Below are 22,766 nucleotides of genomic sequence, written 5' to 3'. Positions count from 1 at the left end.
TCAGATACGAAGAAGCGTTTGACTTTTTCCTCTATGATGTATACAATAATCTGTAGTAAAAAAAGAGGAGAACCCTAGGATGAAGACATTAATAGATCTGATCACCGAGCAGGTGACAAATGCATTTACCGGTCAGGGATATGATGCAAAATACGGGAAAGTTACACTTTCCAATCGTCCGGACCTGTGTGAATACCAGTGTAACGGAGCAATGGCTGCGGCAAAGGAGTACAAGTGTGCACCATTCATGATTTCGGATAAGATTGCGCAGGCGCTGGCAGAAAACGAACTGTTTGAGAGCGTAGAGTCTGTAAAACCGGGATTTATCAATATGAAAGTAAGTCCTGCCTATCTGGCGAAATATGTCAGCGATATGAAAGCAGATGAGGGAAGATTTGGCTGTGACAAAGCGGCACATCCGAAGACCATTATTGTAGATTACGGCGGGGCCAATGTTGCCAAGCCATTGCATGTCGGACATCTGCGCTCTGCTGTCATTGGAGAGAGTATCAAGCGGATCGGCAAATTTATGGGACATCACATGATCGGTGATGTGCATCTGGGAGACTGGGGTCTGCAGATGGGACTGATCATTGTAGAATTAAAAGAGCGTAAGCCGGATCTGGTATACTATGATGAAAGCTATACCGGAGAATATCCGAAAGAGGCGCCGTTTACCATTTCCGAACTGGAGGATATCTATCCGACTGCCAGCAAAAAGAGTAAGGAAGACGAAGCGTTCCGTGAGGCTGCCATGGAGGCAACCAGCCAGCTGCAGGCCGGCAGACGGGGATACCGTGCACTTCTTGCACACATTCTGGATGTTTCCGTGACAGATTTAAAGAAGAACTATGATAATCTGAATGTCTCCTTTGAGCTCTGGAAGGGAGAGTCGGATGCACAGCCGTATATTCCGGATATGGTACAGATGATGAAGGACAAGGGCTTTGCCTACATGAGCGAAGGGGCCCTGGTTGTGGATGTCAAAGAGGATACGGATACAAAAGAGATTCCGCCATGTATCATTTTAAAGTCAGACGGAGCTTCCTTATACAGTACGACAGATCTTGCTACGATTGTGATGCGTATGCAGGATTACAACCCGGATGCCATTATTTACCTGACGGATCAGCGTCAGAGCATGCATTTCGTACAGGTATTCCGCTGTGCAAGAAAGACCGGACTCGTCGGACCGGATGTGGAACTGACCCATATCGGATTCGGTACCATGAACGGAAAAGACGGCAAACCGTTTAAGACAAGAGATGGCGGCGTTATGCGTCTGGAATATCTGCTTGATGAGATCAATGAGGAGATGCTCAAAAAGATTACAGAGAACCAGAAAGAAAAGGAAAACCTCGATATTTCCGAGGAAGAGGCAAAGCAGACTGCAAAAACGGTTGCTCTGGCAGCAGTCAAATACGGAGATCTGTCCAATCAGGCAAGCAAGGACTACTGTTTTGATATTGAGCGTTTTACTTCTTTTGAAGGGAATACAGGACCGTATATTTTATATACGATTGTGCGTATTAAATCCATTTTAAAGAAATACACTGCAAAAAATTCGCTGCCGGATGCACCGATTCTTGGGGCACATTCTGCAAGTGAGAAGAACCTGATGCTTGTATTGTCACGTTTCAATGCCATGATGGAAAATGCATATGAGGAGAAAGCACCGCACAAGATCTGTGCATATATTTATGAACTGGCCAATGCATTCAACGGATTTTATCATGAGACAAAGATTCTTTCCGAGGAAGATTTTAAGGTACAGGCTTCTTATATCGGTCTTTTGGTACTGACCAAAAATATTCTTGAGACCTGTATCAATGTGCTTGGTTTTTCCGCACCGGACCGTATGTAAATCGGATGTTCTAAAATCACATATAAAACATATAAATGAGTCATAGGGATTTGTCCTTATGGCTCATTTTTTATGGAAAGAAACATGGAGGAAGTGACAGAATGGAGATTACAGAATATCTTCCGGTAGATTTTCGAACGCAGATGGAAGCAGAAACGTTGTGCGGGGCAGAAGAAATCCGGCTTCGGGTCGGACAACCGCTGGAAATTTTATATGCGGATGAGAAAGAAAAAGAGATTGGGCTGCTCACGGAAGCACATATGCGGGAGGTACTGAATTATCTGAGTGGATATTCCGTGTATGCACTGGAAGAAGAACTGCGACAGGGGTATTTTACGCTGGAAGGCGGGCACAGGATCGGGGTTTCCGGGCGGGCAAGCTATGAGAAACACGGAACCTCAAGCTGTATGAAGCTGTTAAGCTGTATCAGCGGTTTAAATATCCGTCTGGCTCACGAAAAAAAGGGGTGTGCATCGGTACTGATTCCATGGCTGTATTGCGGAGAGAACGTATATCATACGTTTTTCTTTGCACCGCCGGGGGTCGGAAAAACAACATATTTAAGGGATTGTATCCGGCTGCTTTCGAAAGGAAATCACCTGCGTGCCGGGAAAAAGGTCGGGGTAGTCGATGAACGGTCGGAAATTGCCGCGTGTTACCGGGGAATTCCGCAAAACGATCTGGGCCCCCGCACGGATGTGCTGGACAATTGTCCGAAGGAACATGGAATCCATATGCTGCTTCGTTCCATGTCCCCGCAGATCATTGCAGTGGACGAACTGGGACTTCCGGAGGACTTTGCTGCGGTGGCAGACTGTGCCCGGTGCGGGGTATCGATCCTTGGAACCATACATGCCGGCAGTGTCTTAGAGGTTTTGCACCGCCTGCAGATGGGCGGACTGGATCTGATCCGCTCACAGATGCGGCTCATTGGTCTGCAGAGAAAACCGGACGGGCGCCGGATTCTCACTGTATATGAGGGAGGAGGAAATCCATTGTGGCAAGGATTTTCGGAACCGTCCTGATACTGGCAGGGTGTGCCGGATTTTTGTACAAATGGGCAGAGGGGGAAAAAGCAAGACAGCGGATGGCGGGGGAATGGATACGCCTGTTTGTGCGCTGGGGATATGCACTGGAACAGGAACACGTGCGGTTGTACGATTTTTTGTCTTTTTATGAAACGGCAGATGCGTCCATGCAGGCATTTCTGGATGAGGTCTGTGTATGTATGCGCAACCATCAGAATCCAAGCGGGCAGAAAATCTGGCAGGATTGTCTGCAGAAGCACAAAAGAGAACTGCAGATCGGGCAGGAGGGCTGGGAAATCCTTACGTCTGCCGCGGGAGCATTTTATGGCGAAGGCCGTGCAGAGAATCTGCGATGCAATGAAATCTGCAGAAAACGGATGGAAAAATTTCTGGCAGAGTCACGATTGGAATTTTTTAAAAAACAGCGGGTGTATCTGCCTGTTGGAATGCTGACCGGCGTGGTTATGATCATTCTTCTGGTGTAAAGGCGTAGGAAGGGAACCTTGAGTGTATGAGTGTAACAATTATTTTTAAAATTGCAGCGCTTGGAATTGTTGTGGCAGTACTCAGCCAGATTCTCAAGCATAGTGGAAGGGAGGAACAGGCATTTCTGCTGAGCCTGGCAGGTCTGATAATAGTGTTGTTCTGGATCGTGCCTTGTATCAGTGAACTGTTTACAACGATGGAAACCCTGTTTCGTATGTGATGTCTATGATAAAGATAGGAATGATCGGAATTGCTGCGGTTTTTCTGGCTCTTTTGCTGAAAAAAGAAAAGGGAGAGCTGGCGTTGCTTGTGGGAATTGCAGCATCGGTTTTGATTTTCGGATACACACTGTCAAGAATTTCGTTTATCCTGGATTTTTTACGGGAACTGATGGACACGCTTCCGGTAGATCCGGCACTTTTGAAAGCACTGTTAAAGATGCTTGGAATTACATATGTTGCCGATTTTTCTGCATCGGTCTGCCGGGAAGCGGGATATGGATCTGTCGCAGGACAGATTGAACTGTTTGCAAAATTATCGATCGTTGCTTTGTCCATTCCGGAATTGTGGGTTTTGTTGCGGCTGATCGAACAGATGACTGGGGGGTAGAAATGAAAAAAATTGCTAAAATTTTGTTCTGGTCTGTTTTGTTCGTATGGATGATTTTTTTACAGCCGCAAAATGTGATGGCGGCCGAGGCGGATGAGATCATAAAAGAACTTGATTTTACGGATATCAATGCACAGACGCAGGATCTGCCGGAAAAGATGGATTTTGAAAAAATGGTGAATAAACTGGTGACGGAAGGAACCAACGGACTGGATGCGGGAATGATCTGTGAATATATTGCAGATTTATTTTTTTATGAAATCACGGCTGCAAAGCCAATGTTTTTGCAGATGTTTGCCATAGGACTTTTATTTGCGCTGTACGGAAAAGTGATGATGACGCGACAGGGGTATGTTTCGCAGATGAGCTTTTTTATTGTTTATCTTGGGGTGGTTCTGTTGTTGCTGCAATCATTTGCCCTGATCTCAGAGGTGGTAGATCAGGGGATTGACCGTCTGGTGGCATTTATGACCGCATTTGTGCCTTTGTATGCGGCAACGCTGTTTTGCTCCGGCAATGCGGCATCTGCGGGTTCCTTTTATCAGCTGGCATTCGGACTGATGTATCTGCTGGAACTGGGAATGAAATTTATTTTTCTGCCGGGGGTTCATGTGTTTGTGCTGCTTCTTCTGATGGATAACCTGTTTGAGGAAACAAAACTTGGAAAGATGGCGCAGCTGTTCGAAGACGGAATACGACTGGTCTTAAAAGGTGGGCTGACTGCCGTTATGGGAATCGGTGTTGTACAGTCTCTGATTGTACCTGCAAGAGACAGGCTTTCCACAAACAGTATTTTTAACAGTATATCCGCGGTTCCCGGAGTAGGAAATACCTTCGGTTCCGCAGCAGAGATCCTGCTCGGAAGCGGAATCCTCATAAAAAACAGCATTGGCGCGGCTTCCCTTATCCTTCTTCTTGTAATCGGGATGACACCGCTGCTGAAATCTTTCTGTTTTTCTGTGATGTACCGCCTGACCGCTGCATTTTTGGCACCGGTCGCAGACAGCCGGATTGCGCAGTGTGTGCAGGCCGCTGCCAGGGGATGCGCGCTTTTTTGTACCATACAGCTGGATGCGCTGCTTTTATTTTTTATTACCATATCCATGATCAGTGTTTCCACCAGTTTCATCTATTGAGAAGGGAGGAGAACATGGAAGTTGTACTTACATTTGTGAAAAATTATTTCGTGCTGATGCTGATTTTTTATCTGTTGTCATATCTGACACCAAAGGAAACCTATCAGAAATATTTTCATTTTTTTGTCAGCGTGCTCGTGATCACCGTGCTGGCACAGCCGTTTTTGGTCTATGTGGGAGGAATGAAAAAAGAAGAGGCAAGGCAGCAGCTGCATGAGATTGTCGAGCAGATGGAAAGCATAGAATATCAGGAGAAGGGAGAGAATATTTTTGAACAGTATCTTGGGAAAGTGGATCAAAAAGAGAAATAAATCGGATTTCGTTGTACTGATTCTGCTTGGGGTGATGGTAATGATCGTTGCGATGCCGACGGGGGCAAAACAAAGCCAGAAAGAAACACAGACGCAGGAACAAAAGGAGCAGCAGCTGCAGACGGAAGATTCCTATAAAGAGCAGCTGCAGCAGCAGCTGAAGGAGCTGCTTGAACACATGGATGGGGTGGGAAAAACCCGTGTAATGCTGACATTTTCCGATGAGGGAACCGACCAGCTGGATAAAAATGTGACAAAAGATGGAAACAAAAAGGAAGAGACAACGGTGGTGTACGATACCGGTGATACCAGACAGCCCTATGTGATCTGCAGGCAGATGCCGAAAATTGAAGGGGTTGTGGTTGTGGCACAGGGTGGAGGAAATGCAAAGACCGTTACAGAAATTTCCAACGCGGTAATGTCATTATTTCCGGTGGAAGCGCATAAGGTAGTAGTAGTTAAAATGTCGGTACAGGAGGAATAGACGTGAAAAAAAGAGTGCATAAAAATCAGATTGTTATTACAACGCTGGCGGTGCTGATTGCGGTGGCCGGTTATGTTACTTATGACAAAAAGGGCGCTGATATCAAAGATGCCGAGACGGTAGCTAATATGAATCAGGGTGCCGTAAGTGACCAGGCGGATAAAGATTATGAAACCGGGGAGGATCTGGATATCACAAGCAGCAAGGAAGATCTGGCGGATGCATCGACGGAAGATGTGGAAAATCCGGGAGAGACGGTACTTACCTCTGTGACAAGCGGGGATTCCGACTATGCGGCAAAAGTGAAACTTAACCGGGAACAGGTGCGTTCCAAAAATAAAGAAACCCTGCAGGCAATCATTGACAATGATTCTTTGGATGAGTCCAAAAAGAAAGATGCGGTCAATGAAATGATTACACTGACGGATATTGCGGAGAAAGAGTCCAATGCAGAAATGATGCTGGAGGCAAAAGGGTTTACGGATGTGGTTGTCAGTATGAATGATGACGGCTGTGATGTGGTTCTTAATATGGGGGAGGCAACCGATGCCAAGCGGGCGCAGGTCGAAGATATTGTAAAGCGTAAGACCGGAGTATCCGCAGATAAGATCGTGATCACTCCCATCCAGTAGCACTTGCAAATACATAGTTTTTAGTATAAAATGAGGTACAGTGTGCAATTGGTTTGGAGGATATACTGTGAGTGACTTAAGAAAAGAAATAGAAAAACGGCGTACATTCGCTATCATTTCCCATCCGGATGCAGGTAAGACGACTCTGACGGAGAAGTTCCTGCTTTACGGAGGAGCCATCAATCTTGCCGGTTCCGTAAAAGGAAAGGCAACAGCAAGACATGCGGTGTCTGATTGGATGGAGATCGAGAAGCAGAGAGGTATTTCGGTCACCTCGTCGGTGCTGCAGTTTAACTATGACGGATACTGTATCAATATTCTGGATACCCCGGGACATCAGGATTTCTCGGAGGATACTTACCGTACACTTATGGCGGCGGATTCCGCAGTCATGGTGATTGATGCAAGCAAAGGAGTAGAGGCGCAGACACGTAAGCTGTTTAAGGTATGCGTAATGCGCCATATTCCGATTTTTACATTTATCAATAAGATGGACCGTGATGCAAATGATACGTTTGAGCTTCTTGATGATATTGAAAATGAACTGGGAATCGCAACGTATCCGGTCAACTGGCCGATCGGTTCCGGAAAAGAATTCAAAGGTGTATATGACCGTCATACCAGAAAAGTTATGACATTTGCCGATACATTAAAGGGAACAAAAGAAGGTTCCGAAAAGATTATTGATATCGATGATCCGGCACTGATCGACGAGATTGGTGAGGAGAAAAAATCAATTTTGGATGACGAAATCGAACTTCTTGACGGTGCCAGTGCGGAATTTGATATGGAACTTGTGACAAAGGGAGAACTTTCCCCGGTATTTTTCGGTTCTGCCCTGACCAATTTTGGTGTGGAAACTTTTCTGCAGCATTTCCTGAAGATGACTTATGCGCCAATGGCCCGGAAATCAGACATCGGAATGATTGATCCGTTTCAGGAAGATTTTTCTGCGTTTGTCTTTAAGATTCAGGCAAATATGAATAAAAATCACCGGGACCGTATTGCGTTTATGCGTATCTGTTCCGGTAAGTTTACGGCGGGCATGGAAGTATTCCATGTGCAGGGAAACAAACAGATCAAGCTTTCCCAGCCGCAGCAGATGATGGCAGACGAGCGTAAAATGGTAGAAGAAGCATATGCGGGAGATATTATTGGTATCTTTGATCCCGGCATTTTCTCTATCGGGGACACCCTCACGACGGCAAAGGACAAGTTTCAGTTTGAGGGAATCCCGACATTTGCGCCGGAACATTTTGCACGTGTACGTCTGATCGACTCCATGAAGCGCAAGCAGTTTGTAAAAGGAGTAACACAGATTGCACAGGAAGGTGCCATCCAGATTTTCCAGGAATACAAAGGCGGTATGGAGGAAATCATAGTAGGAGTAGTTGGTGTGCTGCAGTTTGATGTACTCCGGTTCCGTCTGGAAAACGAGTATAATGTGGAGATCCGTCTGGAGAATCTTCCATATGAACATATCCGCTGGATCGAGAACAAGGATGAAGTGGATGTGGACGCGCTGACTGGTACTTCAGATATGAAGAAAGTTATTGATATGAAGGGAAATCCGCTTCTTTTATTTGTCAATGCATGGAGTGTCGGCATGACACTTGACCGAAACGAAGGACTCGTATTATCCGAGTTCAGTAAGAATTAATCAAAGGAGGACAAGTCATGGGAGTTGTAACAATTACAAAAGAAAACTTTGAAGCAGAAGTAGTCGGTGCAAAGGTGCCGGTCGTGATTGATTTCTGGGCATCCTGGTGTGGCCCTTGTCAGATGCAGTCACCGGTTGTGGATGCAGTTGCAGAATCGATGGGAGATCAGGTGAAAGTATGCAAAGTAAATGTGGACGAGCAGCCACAGCTTGCATTAAATTACCAGATTGTGAGTATTCCTACGCTGGTATTCATGAAAGATGGAATGTTTCAAAAGAAGATGGTAGGGTTACAGACGCAGGATGCGATTGAGGATTACCTGAAAACACTTCTTGACGCGTAGCAGGATACAACGTATAATAAAAGGCAGTTGCAGGGCGACTGTCTTTTTTTATTTCCCCATTTAAAATTTTGCATTGACAATACAAACAAAATATACTACTATTAGAACATAGATACGAACATAAGTTCGATAAGAAGGAGAATATTATGGCAAAGGACGATAAATTAAAAGCACTGGACGCGGCAATCGCACAGATCGAGAGACAGTATGGCAAAGGATCTGTGATGAAGCTGGGGGACAATTCCGCAAATATGAACGTGGAAACGGTTCCTACAGGATCCCTCAGTCTGGATATTGCATTGGGACTCGGAGGACTTCCGAAAGGACGTATCATTGAGATTTACGGACCGGAGTCCAGTGGTAAGACTACCGTTGCACTGCACTGTGTGGCAGAGGTGCAGAAGCAGGGTGGGATTGCCGGATTCATTGACGCAGAGCATGCGCTTGATCCTGTCTATGCAAAGAATATCGGTGTTGATATTGACAATCTCTATATTTCCCAGCCGGACTGCGGAGAGCAGGCGCTCGAGATCACCGAGACCATGGTGCGTTCCGGAGCCGTCGATATTGTAATTGTCGATTCGGTAGCAGCTCTTGTGCCAAAGGCGGAAATTGACGGAGATATGGGAGATTCCCATGTGGGCCTGCAGGCACGTCTGATGAGTCAGGCGCTTCGTAAGCTGACCGGTGTGATCAGCAAGTCAAACTGTATTGTAATCTTTATCAACCAGCTCCGTGAAAAAGTTGGTGTTATGTTTGGAAATCCGGAGACGACAACCGGTGGCCGTGCACTTAAGTTTTATTCTTCTGTCCGTCTGGACGTGCGCCGTGTAGAACAGCTGAAGCAGGCAGGAGAAGTCATTGGTAACCATACCCGTGTCAAAGTCGTAAAAAATAAAGTAGCACCGCCATTCCGTGAAGCAGAGTTTGATATCATGTTTGGAAAGGGCATTTCCAAAGAGGGAGATATTCTGGATCTGGCAGCAAATGTCGGAATTATCAGCAAATCCGGTGCATGGTATGCTTATGAAGGAGACAAGATCGGACAGGGACGTGAAAATGCAAAAACGTATCTGCGTGAAAATCCGGAATTCTGTAAGATGATTGAGGAAATGGTGCGTGAACATTATTTTGCACAGGAGGATGAGACCCCGGAAGGCGAAAAAGAGACTCCGGTATCTGCAGATGCGGAAAGCAAGAATGAATAAGATATGGTTACAGTGACAGAGTGTACGACTCTGGGAAAGGGCAGGCTTCGTTTCCATCTGGATAATGGAACGGAGCTTGTTCTTTACCGGGGAGAGGCAAAACAGTTTCGGATGCGGGAAGGAAGCACACTTTCGGATGAAGAGGAGCATCAGCTGATTTATGAAGTGGTGGGAAAGCGTGCAAAGAGAAGAACCATGCATCTGCTGGAACAGATGGACCGTACAGAGCAGCAGCTGCGGGAGAAACTGAAACAGGGCGGATATCCGCAGGCGTGTATTGATCTTGCACTTGAATATGTGAAATCTTTTCATTATGTCGATGATTACCGCTATGCATGTACCTATATCAATTATCGTCAGGATCGTATGAGCCGCTATCAGCTGAAAGTAAAACTGTATGGAAAGGGAGTTCCTGGAGAAGTGATTGATCGTGCCCTTGAGGAATGTTATGAGGGGGACGAACAGGAGCAGATCATACGTCTGCTGGAAAAGAAAAAGTTTGACGCGCAAAATTCTGACCAAAAAGAATTTACACGTGTTTACCAGTATCTGATGCGCAGGGGCTTTCGGAGCAATGATGTGCTGCATGCTATGAAAAGTAAACAATGAAAGCACGTATTGCTTGACATATTTAAGCAAAAAGGATAAAATTATAATGTTGTAGAAGTATGACATGGAAGACTAATATTTCTTTTTGTTATATGTACAATGAAAACTTAATAAAGGAGGTGCTCCTGTGCCACAAGTAATTATTGCTGTTGTTATCACACTTATAATTACTGCGGTTGCTGTATGGTTTATCTCGACTGAATATCACAAGAAGGTAGCAAATACCAAGATTGGAAATGCAGAAGAGCAGGCCAGAGGCATCATCGACGAGGCCGTGAAAAATGCCGAAGACAAGAAGCGCGAAGCTATGCTTGAGATCAAAGAAGAAACCATTCGTTCCAAGAATGAGATCGACAAGGAGATCAAAGAGCGTAGAAATGAAATTCAGCGTAACGAGCGTCGTATTGTGCAGAAGGAAGAAAATCTGGACAAGAAACTCGAAGCGATTGAAAAGCGTGAGGCAAGTTTCCGTGCCAAAGAAGAAGATTTAAAGAAGCAGAAAGTTGAGATAGCAAAGCTCAACGAACAGCGCGTACAGGAACTGGAAAGAATTTCAGGATTAACCTCTGAACAGGCAAAAGAATACCTCTTAAAGACCGTGGAAGAAGATGTGAAGATTGACACTGCGAAGATGATCAAGGAAATGGAAGCGCAGGCGAAGGAAGAAGTCAACAAGAAGGCAAAGGACTATGTAGTTACTGCAATTCAGAAATGTGCTGCGGATCACGTTGCTGAAACCACAATCTCTGTTGTACAGCTTCCGAATGATGAGATGAAAGGCCGTATCATCGGTAGGGAAGGACGAAATATTCGTACACTTGAAACGATGACAGGAGTAGATCTGATCATTGATGATACGCCGGAAGCAGTTATCCTTTCCAGCTTTGATCCGATTCGAAGAGAAGTTGCAAGAATTGCACTTGAAAAGTTGATCGTGGATGGACGAATTCATCCGGCACGTATCGAGGAAATGGTTGAAAAAGCGCAAAAAGAAGTAGAGACAATGATTCGTGAAGAAGGCGAGGCTGCTGTACTAGAAGTCGGCATCCACGGCATTCATCCGGAGCTTGTCCGGCTTTTAGGCAAAATGAAGTATCGTACCAGTTATGGACAGAATGCATTGAAACATTCGATTGAGGTCGCACAGCTGACAGGTTTGCTTGCCGCAGAAATCGGTGAGGATGTCCGTATGGCAAAACGTGCGGGATTATTACATGATATTGGTAAGGCTGTAGATCATGATATGGAAGGTTCCCATATCCAGCTGGGTGTGGAACTGTGTAGAAAGTACAAGGAATCACCTCTTGTCATCAATGCAGTGGAAGCACATCACGGTGATGTGGAGCCGGAGAGTCTGATTGCATGTCTGGTACAGGCAGCCGACACCATCAGTGCTGCACGTCCGGGTGCGAGAAAAGAGACTTTGGAAACATACTCAAACCGCTTACAGCAGCTTGAGGATATTACAAATAGCTATAAGGGTGTAGAAAAATCTTTTGCAGTTCAGGCAGGTAGAGAGGTTCGTATCTTAGTTGTTCCTGAGCAGATCAGCGATGCGGATATGGTTCTTTTAGCCAGAGATATTTCAAAACAGATTGAGACTGAGTTGGAATATCCGGGTCAGATCAAGGTAAATGTGATCAGGGAATCGCGTGTTGTTGACTACGCTAAGTAATTGTGAAAATGAACTTAAAAAGGCTTAAGACCGCGGAAAGCGGGATTAAGCCTTTTTTTATATTATAATGTGTTGTAAAATAAATACATTGGGATTTTACGGGACGTATAGAATAAAAAGGAGGGACCAGTACAGCACGGCTGCACTGGCCAGATTATGAAAAAAATGATCGAAAGGTTTTGGTTCCTTTTGATGATTTCACTATACCGGAAAAGTGTGAAATGGATATGTTACAAATTTGAAGAAACTGTGAACGATGAAAAATATCCGGGGATGATGTCCGGACAGGAAAGAGAGGTTTGAAATATGGTAGAGCATGTAAAACGATTGAAGAGAGAACTGGTATACAAGGGAGCAATTCTGGATATCTACAAAGATACGATGGAACTTCCGGATGGAAACGAAGCAGAGTGGGATTTTGTATCCCATCGTATGGGCGCAGCCGCCATTCTTCCGGTTATGAAGGATGGAAGAATTGTGATGGTGCGTCAGTACCGCAATGCGCTGGAGAGAGAAACACTTGAAATTCCGGCCGGCTGTCGGGACAGTAAGACGGAAGATACGGCGTATTGTGCGGCACGGGAGATGGAAGAGGAAACGGGATACCGCAGCACGAATGTGAAACATTTATTATCCCTGCGTACGACGGTGGCATTTTGTGATGAGGCGGTTGATATTTTTGTAGCTACCGATCTGGAAGTGGGAACCCGGCATTTGGATGAAGCGGAATCCATTGATGTGGAAATTTACACACTGGAAGAGTTGTGCGATATGATCTATGAAGGAAAAATTCAGGATGGAAAAACCATTGCTGCAATTATGGCATATGCGGCAGCAAAAAAAGGCGGAATGGGAAAACATCTGGATTTATAAAAATGGAATAAAGAAAACGGACAGGGCATAGGCTGAAAAGAAAAGAGTTTTAGGAATTTTTATGAAAAAGGAACTGGCGATTGGAATCTGTTTTGGTCTTGCGGGAATTTTATGTACCTGTCTGTTTGGATATGAATATTTTACGACTTATGGATTTTTAAATGCGTATCATATGAAAGCATTTGCGGCATCGGATACCGGGTATTTGCCGCTTTTGGCAAATATTTTATGGGAAAGGGGAAAAGTGTTTGTGATTATTACAATCCTTTCCCTTACTGCTTTAAAAGCAATTCTGCCATTATTATTGCGCTGCCTGATTTATTTTACCGGCGGGGTATTTTTTGCTGCCTGTGTGATGAATATGGGGATTCTTGGAATTGTTTTTTTTCTGGTATCGTGGCTGCCGCATGGAATTTTGTATCTTGCAGCGCTTGCGCTTTTACTGCTGGTAGAACCGCACAGGTTTTATAACCGGAAAAATCCATGGCTGCTGCGGCTGGCATGGGGGATGGGAGTTGCGGTACTGGTACTTCTTGGATGTGTATTGGAGGCATCTGTTGGAATCCGGCTGTTACGTTTTGTTGTAGAAAAATTATAAAAAAATGGAGTGCAAAAGGAACACTTTTTACACTCCATTTTTGTTTTCAGACAAAAACTGTTTACTTTGCGTTCATCTCCGCAATGTCATAGATCAGCTGTTTGGAATCTTCCCATCCGAGACAAGGATCGGTAATGGATTTTCCGTAAATATGATCTCCGATAGACTGATTTCCCTCTTCGATGTAACTTTCAATCATCAGACCCTTTACCAGAGAACGGATATCGGAAGAAAGCTGGCGGTTATGCATCACTTCTTTTGCGATACGGATCTGTTCCTTAAACTTCTTTCCGGAGTTGGAATGGTTGGTATCAATGATGGCTGCCGGATGGATGACATCCATTTTTTCGTACATCTCATGAAGACGGATCAGATCTTCATAGTGATAATTCTGGGTGGTATTGCCGTGCTTGCTGACTGCACCGCGAAGAACCACGTGAGTCAGAGGATTTCCGGTTGTCTCCACCTCGTATCCGCGATAAACGAAATGATGCGGATGCTGTGCCGCGTATACAGAATTGAGCATAACAGAAAAATCACCACTGGTAGGATTTTTCATTCCGGAAGCGACATCAAAACCACTGACCGTCAGACGATGCTGCTGATCTTCTACCGAACGTGCTCCGATGGCAACGTAGGAGAGAAGATCCTCGACATATCCCCAGTTTTCCGGGTAAAGCATTTCATCGGCACAGGTAAGACCGCTTTCTTCGATTGCACGGATGTGCATTTTACGCATGGCGATCAGACCCTCGATCATATCCGGAGCTTTTTCCGGATCTGGCTGGGAAGCAATACCTTTGTAGCCTTCGCCGGTTGTACGTGGTTTGTTGGTGTAAATACGCGGAACTAAGATGACCTGATCCTTGACATCTTCCTGGATTTTGGTCAGACGGCTCACATAATCACATACAGAATCTTCGTTATCTGCAGAACACGGTCCAATGATTACGAGGACACGTGAATCTTTACCTGTAATTACATCAGAGATCATGAGGTCTCTGTGTTTTTTTAATTCACGAAGCTCCGGGGAAAGCGGATAATCGCGCTTAATGTCTGCCGGAGTCGGTAATTGGTTTAAAAATTCAAAACTCATTTTTTTCTCCTATCTCTTAAGTTCGGATATCACATACCGTGACTATCTTAATGGAAAACGGGAAAATTGTCAAATAACAGGAATCGGTTGTTTCTTTCGGGCTTTTAGAATATAATAACAGAGAATTACAACACAGCAGGAGGTGCAGAGATGGAAAATCTGCTTTGTATAAAAGGAAAGATTATAGGAAAAGGGAAACCGCTCGTGTGTGTGCCGGTCATGGAGTCTTCGAAAGAAGAAATTTTAAGAGAAACCAGAAGGCTGGAAGAAGCACACACGGAAATGATTGAGTGGCGTGTGGATGCGTTTGAAAACGTGGAAAGTCCGAATGCGATCCGCGAAATATTAAACGAAATGAAACATATCATAAAGGAAAGTATTCTGGTGTATACCTTCCGTTCTAAAAATCAGGGAGGGTGCAAAGCACTTTCCGCGGCGGATATTTATGATATTCATCAGGTGGCGGCAGAATCAGAGGTCGTGGATTTTATTGATGTGGAATATTTTGAAGCAAAAAATCCGCAGAAAGAAATAGCGATGTTGCGGGAGATGGGAGCATATGTGATTGCTTCCCATCATGATTTTGAACAGACGCCGGACCCGGAGGTGATCCGCATGCTGTTGGAACAGATCCGTGAGAGTGGCGCAGATGTCGTGAAACTGGCAGTTATGCCGCAGAATATGTGGGATGTATTGCATTTGCTGGAGGAGACCAACCGCTTTCATGAAAACCATCCGGATCATCCGCTGATTACCATGTCTATGGGTGCAAAAGGGGGGATTTCCCGCGTGGCCGGAGAGTTTTTCGGATCGTGTGTGACATTTGGCGCAGGCGGGCAGGCGAGCGCACCGGGGCAGCTTCCGGTAAAGCAGCTGGAAGAAATACTTCATATTTTACATCAAAGTGTGGATTGACTCTAAATTTGAAGTGTGATATAGTAAAAAGGCGCTTGTGAAATAAGAGTGCTATGCAGCCGTAGTATAATGGATAGAACGCAGGACTCCGACTCCTGAGATGCGGGTTCGATTCCCGCCGGGTGCAGTTTATGCTATGTGGCAAGGAAACAACTTACCCATGGAACAACAGGAAAAGCGGTGCGTCATGCACCGCTTTTTTACTGGACGAATAGTATGAGGTGTGGTATCATAAATGGAAAGATGCATTTTTATGGAGGGTTCATATGCAGAATGAAAAATTAAAAAAGTTTACAGACTTTTTTGTGAAATATAGACGATATTTTTGCGCAGCTGTTTTATTTGTGATTCTTGTTGTGATTCTGGTAAAGTGTACCGGTCCGCAGAAAGATCAGAAAGAGACACAAAACGGTACACAGGGAGTGACACAGACTACAGAATATCAGGAAATTGGTAAGCTGCAGAAAGATGCAGATCCGGAACTTGTGACACTGATGGAAAATTATTATGCGGCATATGCCGGTGGAGATACGGATTCGCTGGAGATGATTGCACAGCCGCTCAGTGACAATGAAAAGAGTTATATCACGACGTTTTCTGAGTATTATGAGGATTATCAGAACATCACCTGTTATTCCACAAAGGGGGCAACCGATGATTCTTATCTGGTATCTGTATGCTATGATCTGAAATTCAAAGGTGTGGATACTCCGGCACCGGGAATGGATTTCTTCTATGTGGAGAGAGACGGAAAGGGAAATCTGATCATCAATAACATATACTCTGCATACAATTTCAATTTCCTGGATCAGGATCTGGATGCAAATCTGTATTCCCTGATTCTGGCATATGAGAAGAGTGATGAAGTGGTTGCTCTGCAGAAAGAGGTGCAGACAAGCTATAATGAAGCTGTAAAGAGTGATGAAAAACTTGCCAATATGGTGGGTGGAACACTTCGAAATGCCATGGCAAAATGGAGAGAAACGATTGTAAGCAATACCGAAACTCAGACGACAGAGACGGAAAGCCAGACGCAGGAAACCCAGACCACAGAGACAAAGAAACAGGAAGAAACTCAAAAGACCGAGGAAACCCAGACAACGGAGTCTACGGAAAAGAAGGAAGATACCCCAAAGAGCGATTCCAAGAAATCTACCGGTACGGTCAAGACAAAAGATATCTGTAATGTCAGAAAGAGCCCGAGTACGGATGGTGAGCTCCTCGGAAAAGTGGATATTGGTGTGGAACTGAAGAAACTTGGAACGGAAGGTGACTGGACCAAGGTAAAATTTCAGGGAGAAACCGGATATGTAAAGAGCGAATTTGTAAAGGAAGTGTCTTCCAAGTCAGGTTCCGGCAAGGGAACCGTAAAAACGAAGGATATCTGCAATGTGCGTAAAACCGCCAGTACAGATGGAGAACTTCTTGGAAAAGTGGATGCGGGCGTAAAATTAAAGAAACTTGGCACCAAGGGAGAATGGACGAAGGTGAAGTTCCAGGGAAAAACCGGATACATCAAGAGCGATTTATTAAAAACGGTAAAATAATAAAGACATCATAAAGAAGCGGAGGCTGTGAGGTCTCCGCGATTTTTGTCAGACAGGGAAGAAACGTGGAAGTCAGAATTAATAAATTTTTAAGTGAAGCAGGGGTATGCTCCAGAAGAGAAGCAGATCGCCAGATTGAAGCAGGAAATGTAACCATCGGCGGAAAAACCGCGCGGATGGGGGATCAGGTATCGGATGGACAGGAGGTCTGTTTCTGTGGAAGACCGGTACAAAAAGAAAAAGAAATGATACTGATCGCGCTTAACAAGCCGGCGGGTATTGTCTGCACGGCGGAAAAAAGGGAAAAAAATAATGTGATTGATTTCCTGCATTATCCGAAACGGATCTATCCGGTCGGGCGTCTGGATAAAGAGTCGGAAGGACTGTTGCTGTTGACGAATAACGGTGGGATTGTCAACAAAATTATGCGGTCGGGAAATATGCATGAAAAAGAATATCTTGTTACCGTGAACCGTCCGGTGACGGATGCATTTCTGCATGGTATGGCAAACGGTGTTCCGCTTGTGGAACTTGGCACGACAACGCGCAAATGCAGGGTAGAACGGACAGGAAAAAAACAGTTCCGGATCATTCTGACACAGGGATTAAACCGACAGATCCGACGCATGTGTGAATATTTTGGGTACCGTGTACAGAAACTGGTACGTGTACGGATCATGAATATTGAACTGGGAGATCTCGAATCAGGAAAGTACCGGGATGTTACACCGGAGGAATTTAAAAAGTTAAAACAGTTGATCGCACATTCGAGCAATCAGCCCGTGCGACCAATGGAAAAATCACAAAAATCAAAACGAAAACCACGCAATTCTGCCATACATGGCACGTATACGGTGGTAAATCATCATATAGATAGAGAGAACAAAAATGGAAACAGAAAAGCAACGGATTGAAGAACTGGTAAAACAGTTGAATGCAGCATCAGCTGCGTATTATAACGGACAGGATGAAATCATGCCAAATTATGAGTGGGATGCTTTGTTTGATGAGCTTACCACGCTGGAAGAAAAAACCGGATATATTATAAAGGACAGCCCGACGCAGAATGCCGGATATGAAGAATCCGGAAGCGGACAAAAAGAACCGCATGAGTATCCGGCACTTTCTCTGGCGAAGACCAAACAGGTGGAAGAACTGCAGCAATGGGCGGGAGTTTATCCGATCTGGCTGTCATGGAAACTGGACGGACTTACGCTGGTTCTGACGTATGATAACGGAAATCTTGTAAAAATTCTTACCAGAGGAAATGGAAACCTGGGTACCAACATTACATTTTTAAAGGGTGCGATCGGAGGATTCCCGCAAAAAATTTCGTATCAGGGGCATCTGGTTGTGCGAGGAGAAGCTGCCATATCCTATACAGATTTTGCACAGATCAACGACATGATTGAGGATGACGATGAAAAATATGCAAATCCGCGAAATCTGGCATCCGGAACGCTGAATCTGGAAGATCCGGCAGAAGTGAAGGCACGCCATGTCAGGTTTCATGCATTTACACTGGTGCATCTGGATGAGCCGATGGTATCGTGGGGAGAGCGGATGCACTTTCTGGAAGAACTGGGATTTGATGTGGTAGACAGGGAAGCGACAACCGCCCAAAAACTTCCGGAAGCCATTGACCGATGGACGAAACTTGTAGAGAGCGGAAAAATGGATATTCCGGTAGATGGTCTGGTGATCTGTTATGATGATACGGATTATGCGGCATCGGGAAGCGTGACCGGGCATCATGCGACACGCGCCGGTTTTGCGTTCAAATGGCAGGATGAGGCCGTGGATACAAAACTAAAATATATCGAATGGTCGTGTGCGGTGTCTACGATTTCCCCGGTTGCCGTGTTTGAACCGGTGCAGATTGAGGGAACAACGGTATCGAGAGCATCTCTATGCAATATCAGCGAGATCGAGCGTCTGGGAATCGGAAAAGAGTGTACACTTTCCGTGATCAAAGCCAATAAGATCATTCCGAAATGTATTGCGGTAAAAGATGCTGTAGGTGCTCCGGAGATTCCATCCCAGTGTCCGGTGTGCCATGCACCGACAAAAGTTCATGTGAGTGAAAACAGTGGCACAAAGACCCTGCATTGTACCAATCCGGACTGTACAGCCAAAAATGTCAAGAAATTTACCCGTTTTGTCAGCAAGTGGGGGATGGATATCGACGGTCTTTCCATTCAGACGATGCTCCGTTTTATGAATGCGGGATTTATCCATGAATTTGCGGATATTTTCCGTTTGAAAGAGCATTTCGGGGAGATCAGCCAGATGGAGGGCTTTGGTGAAAAATCTGTGGCAAATATGGAACAGTCCATTGAAAAAAGCCGGCAGGTACATCCGGTGAACTTTATATTTGCCCTGTGCATACCGCTGATCGGTGTGGATGCCGGGAAAAAAATTGTTGCCGCCATTGGTTTTGAAGGCTTTTTGCAACGTCTGCATCAGGGGGACGGGTTTGAGGATATTGAGGGGATCGGAGCGGAACGTTCCCGATCAATTGTAACCTGGTATCAGAATGAAAAAAACCACAGTGGGTTTGAGGATCTGCTTCATGAACTTTCGATAGAACATGTAGAAGTGCAGGATACTTCTTCCGGAAGCTGTGCGGGACTGAGCTTTGTGATCACCGGAGATGTGCATCACTATAAAAACAGGGATGAATTTAAGGCCTATGTAGAAAGCCAGGGCGGAAAAGTGACAGGAAGCGTCTCAAAAAAGACGGCATATCTTGTCAACAATGACGTAGAATCCGCATCATCTAAGAATCGTAAGGCAAAAGAACTGGGAATTCCGATTATTTCCGAAGATACATTTATAGAACAATTTGGTGGGAGGTAGAAAAAGTTATGCCAATCAGAACACAAAGTGATCTGCCTGCAAAGGAGATCCTCGAACAGGAAAATATTTTCGTGATGGATGAGTCCCGTGCGATGCATCAGGATATTCGTCCGATCAATATCGTGATTCTGAACCTGATGCCACTGAAAGAAGAGACGGAATTGCAGATTTTCCGGTCATTGTCAAACACCCCGTTACAGGTAGACGTATCGCTGCTTGCACCGGCATCCCATGCATCCACGCATACTTCAAAGAGCCACCTGAACAAGTTTTATCAGACGTTTCAGGAAATTAAGAACCAGTATTTTGACGGGCTGATCATTACCGGTGCACCGGTGGAACAGATGAAATATGAAGAAGTCGATTACTGGGATGAAGTGTGTGAGATTATGGAGTGGTCCAAAAAGCATGTGACATCCACCCTGCATTTGTGCTGGGGGGCGCAGGCTGCACTTTATTATCATTACGGAATCCAAAAATATGATCTAAAGCAGAAAATGTTCGGGGTATTCCGGCACCATGTAATGAATCGCAAGATTCCGATGGTACGCGGATTTGATGATTATTTTTATGCTCCACATTCCCGGCATACCGAGATCCGGGAGGAAGATATTTTAAAGCATGAAGAACTGACCATTCTGGCAAAATCAAAAGAGGCGGGGGTTTTTCTGGTAATCAATCAGGATGGCAGCCAGATTTTTGTGATGGGACACCCGGAATATGACCGGATGACATTAGACAGTGAATATAAGCGTGACAGGGAGAAGGGACTTGCGATCACGCTTCCGTGTAATTATTATCCGGATGATGATCCAACGCAGCGGCCGATGCTGCAGTGGCGGTCACATGGAAATATCCTTTATGCAAACTGGCTGAATTATTACGTTTACCAGCAGACACCGTATGAATTCATCAATACCGATGAAATCATTGGAAAATAGGGCTGCGTCTGTTGGATAAACATGGGAAAAGTGTTATAATATAATATAACAGTAACAGTAAATATATAAGCTATGTTTAGCAATTGGGAGGTCTTACAAATGAAAAAATCACTGTCAGCCAGACTGTCCGTAATTTTTACAGGAATTATTATAGCGGCATGTCTGATCCTTGTCGGCACATGTGCGGGCATATTCAAATTTACGGAAACAACCATCAAAGATATCCGCTATGAGGATATTCTGGATGGATACAAAACAGAAGTAAAGTCGCAGGTACAGTCGGGAATTACCATCGTGAAGTATTATTACGACCAGTTCAAAAACGGGCAGATGGAGGAAGAAACCGCAAAGACAAACGCACTTGAGACATTGAGAAATTTCCGCTACGGAGATGAAGGAGATGGATATATCTGGGTAGACAGTACCGATTATACCCTTGTCATGCATCCGATCCTGCCAGATCAGGAAGGATCAAACCGGAAAGAATTAAAAGACAATAATGGTGTCATGATCATACAGGAAATCATGAAAGCAGCAGAAAAAGGCGGCGGGTTCAACGAATTTATTTTTACGAAATCTGATGGTAAAACACAGGCACCTAAAATTGCTTACAGTGAGGAATTTGAGCCGTGGAACTGGGTGCTGACGACAGGATGCTATACGGATGATATCAATGCAAATATTGAAGCAAGTGCAAATACGAAAAAAATCGAACAGACTTTCCGGCAGGATGTATGCATACTGATCGCTGAGGGTATTATCCTTATCATAGCAATGATATTCCTTACTTATTTTGTCGCAAGACGTCTCGTAAAGGTATTGGATGTCATCCGTGGAAAACTTGAAAATATTTCTTCCGGGAAACTCACCGGTGCGGTTGACAGTAACGTGATAAACCGGCAGGACGAACTTGGTGCAATGGTCAGAAATGCCAATGAATCCATGGAAAAATTTGGCGGCATCATAAAAGACAGTATGTCCATATCCCAGAGCGTAACGGATGCCGGGGACCGGTTGAAGGACATGACCGATTCCGCACACAAAGCGACCGGGCAGATTGCAGATGCCATTGAAGGCATTGCAGCGGAAGCAACCCATCAGGCAGAAGCAATCGGACAGATGCATAAAACCATTACGGATATCCAGAGTGGGGAGGATGAAATAGCTTCTGCAACAGAGAATATCAATCAATGTACAGAGACATTGCGCGAAAATTCCGGTAATATGAAACACCATATAGAGGCAATGTCAAAGGGAAGTGCACAGATGACCGATAATGTTTCCACCATTGCTTCCCGGATTGCAGAAACGAACCAGACGATCGAAAAAATGTCAGAAATTCTCTCCAGTATTGAAGAAATCGCATCCGAAACAAACCTGCTTGCCCTGAATGCATCCATTGAAGCAGCTCGGGCAGGGGAAGCCGGAAAAGGGTTTGCCGTTGTTGCAGAAAGCATCAAAGGATTGTCTGAGAATACATCCAATGAGCTGGAGCGCATCAAAACCATTATCACATCACTTGTCAACGGATTCGAAGAGTGCGCAAAATGTATTGATCTGGTTGTAAACAGCAATCAGACAAATATTGATGATACCAGCGAAGTGATTACTTCCTTTTCCCTGATTGAAGATGGCATTTCCGAGACGAATGAAAAAGTAGCCCGGATTTCATCCATCGTTTTACAGACCATGTCGGAGATCCATTCCGTATCGGAGCAGGTGGAAAAGGTAGAAGGAAGTGCGCAAAGTACCGCAGCCGCAAGCCAGCAGGTTACGGCAACGACACAGGAACTGGCAGCGCATATGAATGAGGTGGAAAATGATATATCAGGACTTACAGCAGGTTCCCATGAACTTGCCGCAAGGCTGAATACGTTTGAAGTATAGTTGT

The 22,766-nt window shown here is 44.9% G+C and carries 23 protein-coding genes; 22 read left to right on the top strand and 1 reads right to left on the bottom strand.

Annotated elements, in window-relative coordinates; translation table 11 throughout:
• The first annotated feature begins 79 nt into the window (after positions 1-79).
• The 16 genes from argS to DXD06_RS01855 all read left to right on the top strand — a co-directional run bounded on the left by argS (position 80) and on the right by DXD06_RS01855 (position 13,517).
• Positions 80-1,864, top strand: coding sequence for an arginine--tRNA ligase (gene argS / locus DXD06_RS01930; protein ID WP_117830434.1), 1,785 nt, complete (start codon positions 80-82; stop codon positions 1,862-1,864).
• A gap of 101 nt (positions 1,865-1,965) precedes the next feature.
• Entirely contained in the window at positions 1,966-2,889 is a 924-nt protein-coding gene (locus DXD06_RS01925; RefSeq protein WP_243000823.1) for an ATPase, T2SS/T4P/T4SS family, read from the top strand.
• Complete coding sequence (locus tag DXD06_RS01920) at positions 2,862-3,377, top strand: stage III sporulation protein AB (protein WP_158569462.1); 516 nt, start codon at positions 2,862-2,864, stop codon at positions 3,375-3,377. Before DXD06_RS01925 ends, DXD06_RS01920 begins: the two co-directional genes overlap by 28 nt.
• 26 nt (positions 3,378-3,403) lie before the next feature.
• On the top strand, positions 3,404-3,598 hold the full coding sequence (gene spoIIIAC / locus DXD06_RS01915; protein ID WP_022046167.1) for a stage III sporulation protein AC: 195 nt from the start codon (positions 3,404-3,406) through the stop codon (positions 3,596-3,598).
• 5 nt (positions 3,599-3,603) lie between these two features.
• Complete coding sequence (locus DXD06_RS01910) at positions 3,604-3,987, top strand: stage III sporulation AC/AD family protein (protein WP_158569461.1); 384 nt, start codon at positions 3,604-3,606, stop codon at positions 3,985-3,987.
• A gap of 2 nt (positions 3,988-3,989) precedes the next feature.
• The gene (locus DXD06_RS01905) at positions 3,990-5,123 is read left to right on the top strand and encodes a stage III sporulation protein AE (protein ID WP_117830432.1); all 1,134 of its coding nucleotides are present in this window, start codon (positions 3,990-3,992) and stop codon (positions 5,121-5,123) included.
• A 14-nt stretch (positions 5,124-5,137) separates the two neighbouring features.
• Positions 5,138-5,434: a stage III sporulation protein AF gene (locus DXD06_RS01900; protein ID WP_117830431.1), complete on the top strand. Its 297-nt coding sequence runs from the start codon at positions 5,138-5,140 to the stop codon at positions 5,432-5,434.
• On the top strand, positions 5,394-5,918 hold the full coding sequence (locus DXD06_RS01895; protein ID WP_022046163.1) for a hypothetical protein: 525 nt from the start codon (positions 5,394-5,396) through the stop codon (positions 5,916-5,918). Before DXD06_RS01900 ends, DXD06_RS01895 begins: the two co-directional genes overlap by 41 nt.
• 2 nt (positions 5,919-5,920) lie before the next feature.
• Complete coding sequence (locus DXD06_RS01890; protein ID WP_117830430.1) at positions 5,921-6,550, top strand: SpoIIIAH-like family protein; 630 nt, start codon at positions 5,921-5,923, stop codon at positions 6,548-6,550.
• Positions 6,551-6,617: 67 nt separating this feature from the next.
• Positions 6,618-8,210 (top strand): peptide chain release factor 3, encoded by a 1,593-nt coding sequence (locus DXD06_RS01885; protein ID WP_055261456.1) that lies wholly within the window; start codon positions 6,618-6,620, stop codon positions 8,208-8,210.
• A gap of 17 nt (positions 8,211-8,227) precedes the next feature.
• Positions 8,228-8,554, top strand: a complete 327-nt coding sequence (gene trxA / locus DXD06_RS01880) for a thioredoxin (RefSeq protein WP_055068887.1) — start codon at positions 8,228-8,230, stop codon at positions 8,552-8,554.
• 146 nt (positions 8,555-8,700) lie between these two features.
• Entirely contained in the window at positions 8,701-9,762 is a 1,062-nt protein-coding gene (gene recA, locus DXD06_RS01875) for a recombinase RecA (RefSeq protein ID WP_117830429.1), read from the top strand.
• 3 nt (positions 9,763-9,765) lie between these two features.
• A complete protein-coding gene (locus DXD06_RS01870) occupies positions 9,766-10,371 on the top strand; it encodes a regulatory protein RecX (protein WP_022046158.1) in 606 nt (201 codons plus the stop codon).
• Positions 10,372-10,525: 154 nt separating this feature from the next.
• Positions 10,526-12,046 carry a ribonuclease Y gene (gene rny / locus DXD06_RS01865; protein ID WP_416390012.1) on the top strand — a complete coding sequence of 507 codons (1,521 nt, stop codon included), beginning with the start codon at positions 10,526-10,528 and terminating at the stop codon, positions 12,044-12,046.
• A 306-nt stretch (positions 12,047-12,352) separates the two neighbouring features.
• Positions 12,353-12,919: an NUDIX domain-containing protein gene (locus DXD06_RS01860; RefSeq protein WP_117830428.1), complete on the top strand. Its 567-nt coding sequence runs from the start codon at positions 12,353-12,355 to the stop codon at positions 12,917-12,919.
• Positions 12,920-12,980: 61 nt separating this feature from the next.
• Complete coding sequence (locus tag DXD06_RS01855) at positions 12,981-13,517, top strand: hypothetical protein (RefSeq protein WP_117830427.1); 537 nt, start codon at positions 12,981-12,983, stop codon at positions 13,515-13,517.
• A gap of 61 nt (positions 13,518-13,578) precedes the next feature.
• Here DXD06_RS01855 and DXD06_RS01850 read toward each other — a convergent pair whose 3' ends face one another.
• Positions 13,579-14,613, bottom strand: a complete 1,035-nt coding sequence (locus DXD06_RS01850) for a 3-deoxy-7-phosphoheptulonate synthase (RefSeq protein WP_022046154.1) — start codon at positions 14,611-14,613, stop codon at positions 13,579-13,581.
• Positions 14,614-14,763: 150 nt separating this feature from the next.
• On the opposite strand from DXD06_RS01850, the gene aroD reads away from it, so the two are divergent.
• The 6 genes from aroD to DXD06_RS01815 all read left to right on the top strand — a co-directional run bounded on the left by aroD (position 14,764) and on the right by DXD06_RS01815 (position 22,762).
• Entirely contained in the window at positions 14,764-15,528 is a 765-nt protein-coding gene (aroD, locus tag DXD06_RS01845; RefSeq protein WP_117830426.1) for a type I 3-dehydroquinate dehydratase, read from the top strand.
• Positions 15,529-15,794: 266 nt separating this feature from the next.
• A complete protein-coding gene (locus DXD06_RS01835) occupies positions 15,795-17,075 on the top strand; it encodes an SH3 domain-containing protein (RefSeq protein WP_117830425.1) in 1,281 nt (426 codons plus the stop codon).
• 65 nt (positions 17,076-17,140) lie between these two features.
• A complete protein-coding gene (gene rluF / locus DXD06_RS01830) occupies positions 17,141-17,989 on the top strand; it encodes a 23S rRNA pseudouridine(2604) synthase RluF (protein ID WP_117830424.1) in 849 nt (282 codons plus the stop codon).
• Positions 17,964-19,934 (top strand): NAD-dependent DNA ligase LigA, encoded by a 1,971-nt coding sequence (gene ligA, locus DXD06_RS01825; protein ID WP_117830423.1) that lies wholly within the window; start codon positions 17,964-17,966, stop codon positions 19,932-19,934. Before rluF ends, ligA begins: the two co-directional genes overlap by 26 nt.
• A gap of 8 nt (positions 19,935-19,942) precedes the next feature.
• On the top strand, positions 19,943-20,875 hold the full coding sequence (metA, locus tag DXD06_RS01820; protein ID WP_022046149.1) for a homoserine O-acetyltransferase MetA: 933 nt from the start codon (positions 19,943-19,945) through the stop codon (positions 20,873-20,875).
• A 99-nt stretch (positions 20,876-20,974) separates the two neighbouring features.
• Entirely contained in the window at positions 20,975-22,762 is a 1,788-nt protein-coding gene (locus DXD06_RS01815) for a methyl-accepting chemotaxis protein (protein ID WP_158569460.1), read from the top strand.
• The last annotated feature ends 4 nt before the right edge of the window (positions 22,763-22,766 follow it).

The organism is Roseburia sp. TF10-5, assembly GCF_003462365.1.
In the GTDB taxonomy this organism is placed as follows: Bacteria; Bacillota; Clostridia; order Lachnospirales; family Lachnospiraceae; genus Roseburia; species Roseburia faecis.
Note: the sequence above shows the minus strand (reverse complement) of the source record. Positions and strands in the feature narration are given on the sequence as shown.

Coding starts and splice junctions, on each gene's coding strand:
- spoIIIAC (WP_022046167.1), top strand. CDS start 3,404: ATGAGTGTAACAATTATTTTTAAAATTGCAGCGCTTGGAATTGTTGTG.
- ligA (WP_117830423.1), top strand. CDS start 17,964: ATGGAAACAGAAAAGCAACGGATTGAAGAACTGGTAAAACAGTTGAAT.
- DXD06_RS01850 (WP_022046154.1), bottom strand. CDS start 14,613: ATGAGTTTTGAATTTTTAAACCAATTACCGACTCCGGCAGACATTAAG.
- DXD06_RS01870 (WP_022046158.1), top strand. CDS start 9,766: ATGGTTACAGTGACAGAGTGTACGACTCTGGGAAAGGGCAGGCTTCGT.
- DXD06_RS01860 (WP_117830428.1), top strand. CDS start 12,353: ATGGTAGAGCATGTAAAACGATTGAAGAGAGAACTGGTATACAAGGGA.
- DXD06_RS01835 (WP_117830425.1), top strand. CDS start 15,795: ATGCAGAATGAAAAATTAAAAAAGTTTACAGACTTTTTTGTGAAATAT.
- DXD06_RS01815 (WP_158569460.1), top strand. CDS start 20,975: ATGAAAAAATCACTGTCAGCCAGACTGTCCGTAATTTTTACAGGAATT.
- DXD06_RS01900 (WP_117830431.1), top strand. CDS start 5,138: ATGGAAGTTGTACTTACATTTGTGAAAAATTATTTCGTGCTGATGCTG.
- DXD06_RS01910 (WP_158569461.1), top strand. CDS start 3,604: ATGATAAAGATAGGAATGATCGGAATTGCTGCGGTTTTTCTGGCTCTT.
- recA (WP_117830429.1), top strand. CDS start 8,701: ATGGCAAAGGACGATAAATTAAAAGCACTGGACGCGGCAATCGCACAG.
- DXD06_RS01855 (WP_117830427.1), top strand. CDS start 12,981: ATGAAAAAGGAACTGGCGATTGGAATCTGTTTTGGTCTTGCGGGAATT.
- trxA (WP_055068887.1), top strand. CDS start 8,228: ATGGGAGTTGTAACAATTACAAAAGAAAACTTTGAAGCAGAAGTAGTC.
- argS (WP_117830434.1), top strand. CDS start 80: ATGAAGACATTAATAGATCTGATCACCGAGCAGGTGACAAATGCATTT.
- aroD (WP_117830426.1), top strand. CDS start 14,764: ATGGAAAATCTGCTTTGTATAAAAGGAAAGATTATAGGAAAAGGGAAA.
- DXD06_RS01925 (WP_243000823.1), top strand. CDS start 1,966: ATGGAGATTACAGAATATCTTCCGGTAGATTTTCGAACGCAGATGGAA.
- metA (WP_022046149.1), top strand. CDS start 19,943: ATGCCAATCAGAACACAAAGTGATCTGCCTGCAAAGGAGATCCTCGAA.
- DXD06_RS01905 (WP_117830432.1), top strand. CDS start 3,990: ATGAAAAAAATTGCTAAAATTTTGTTCTGGTCTGTTTTGTTCGTATGG.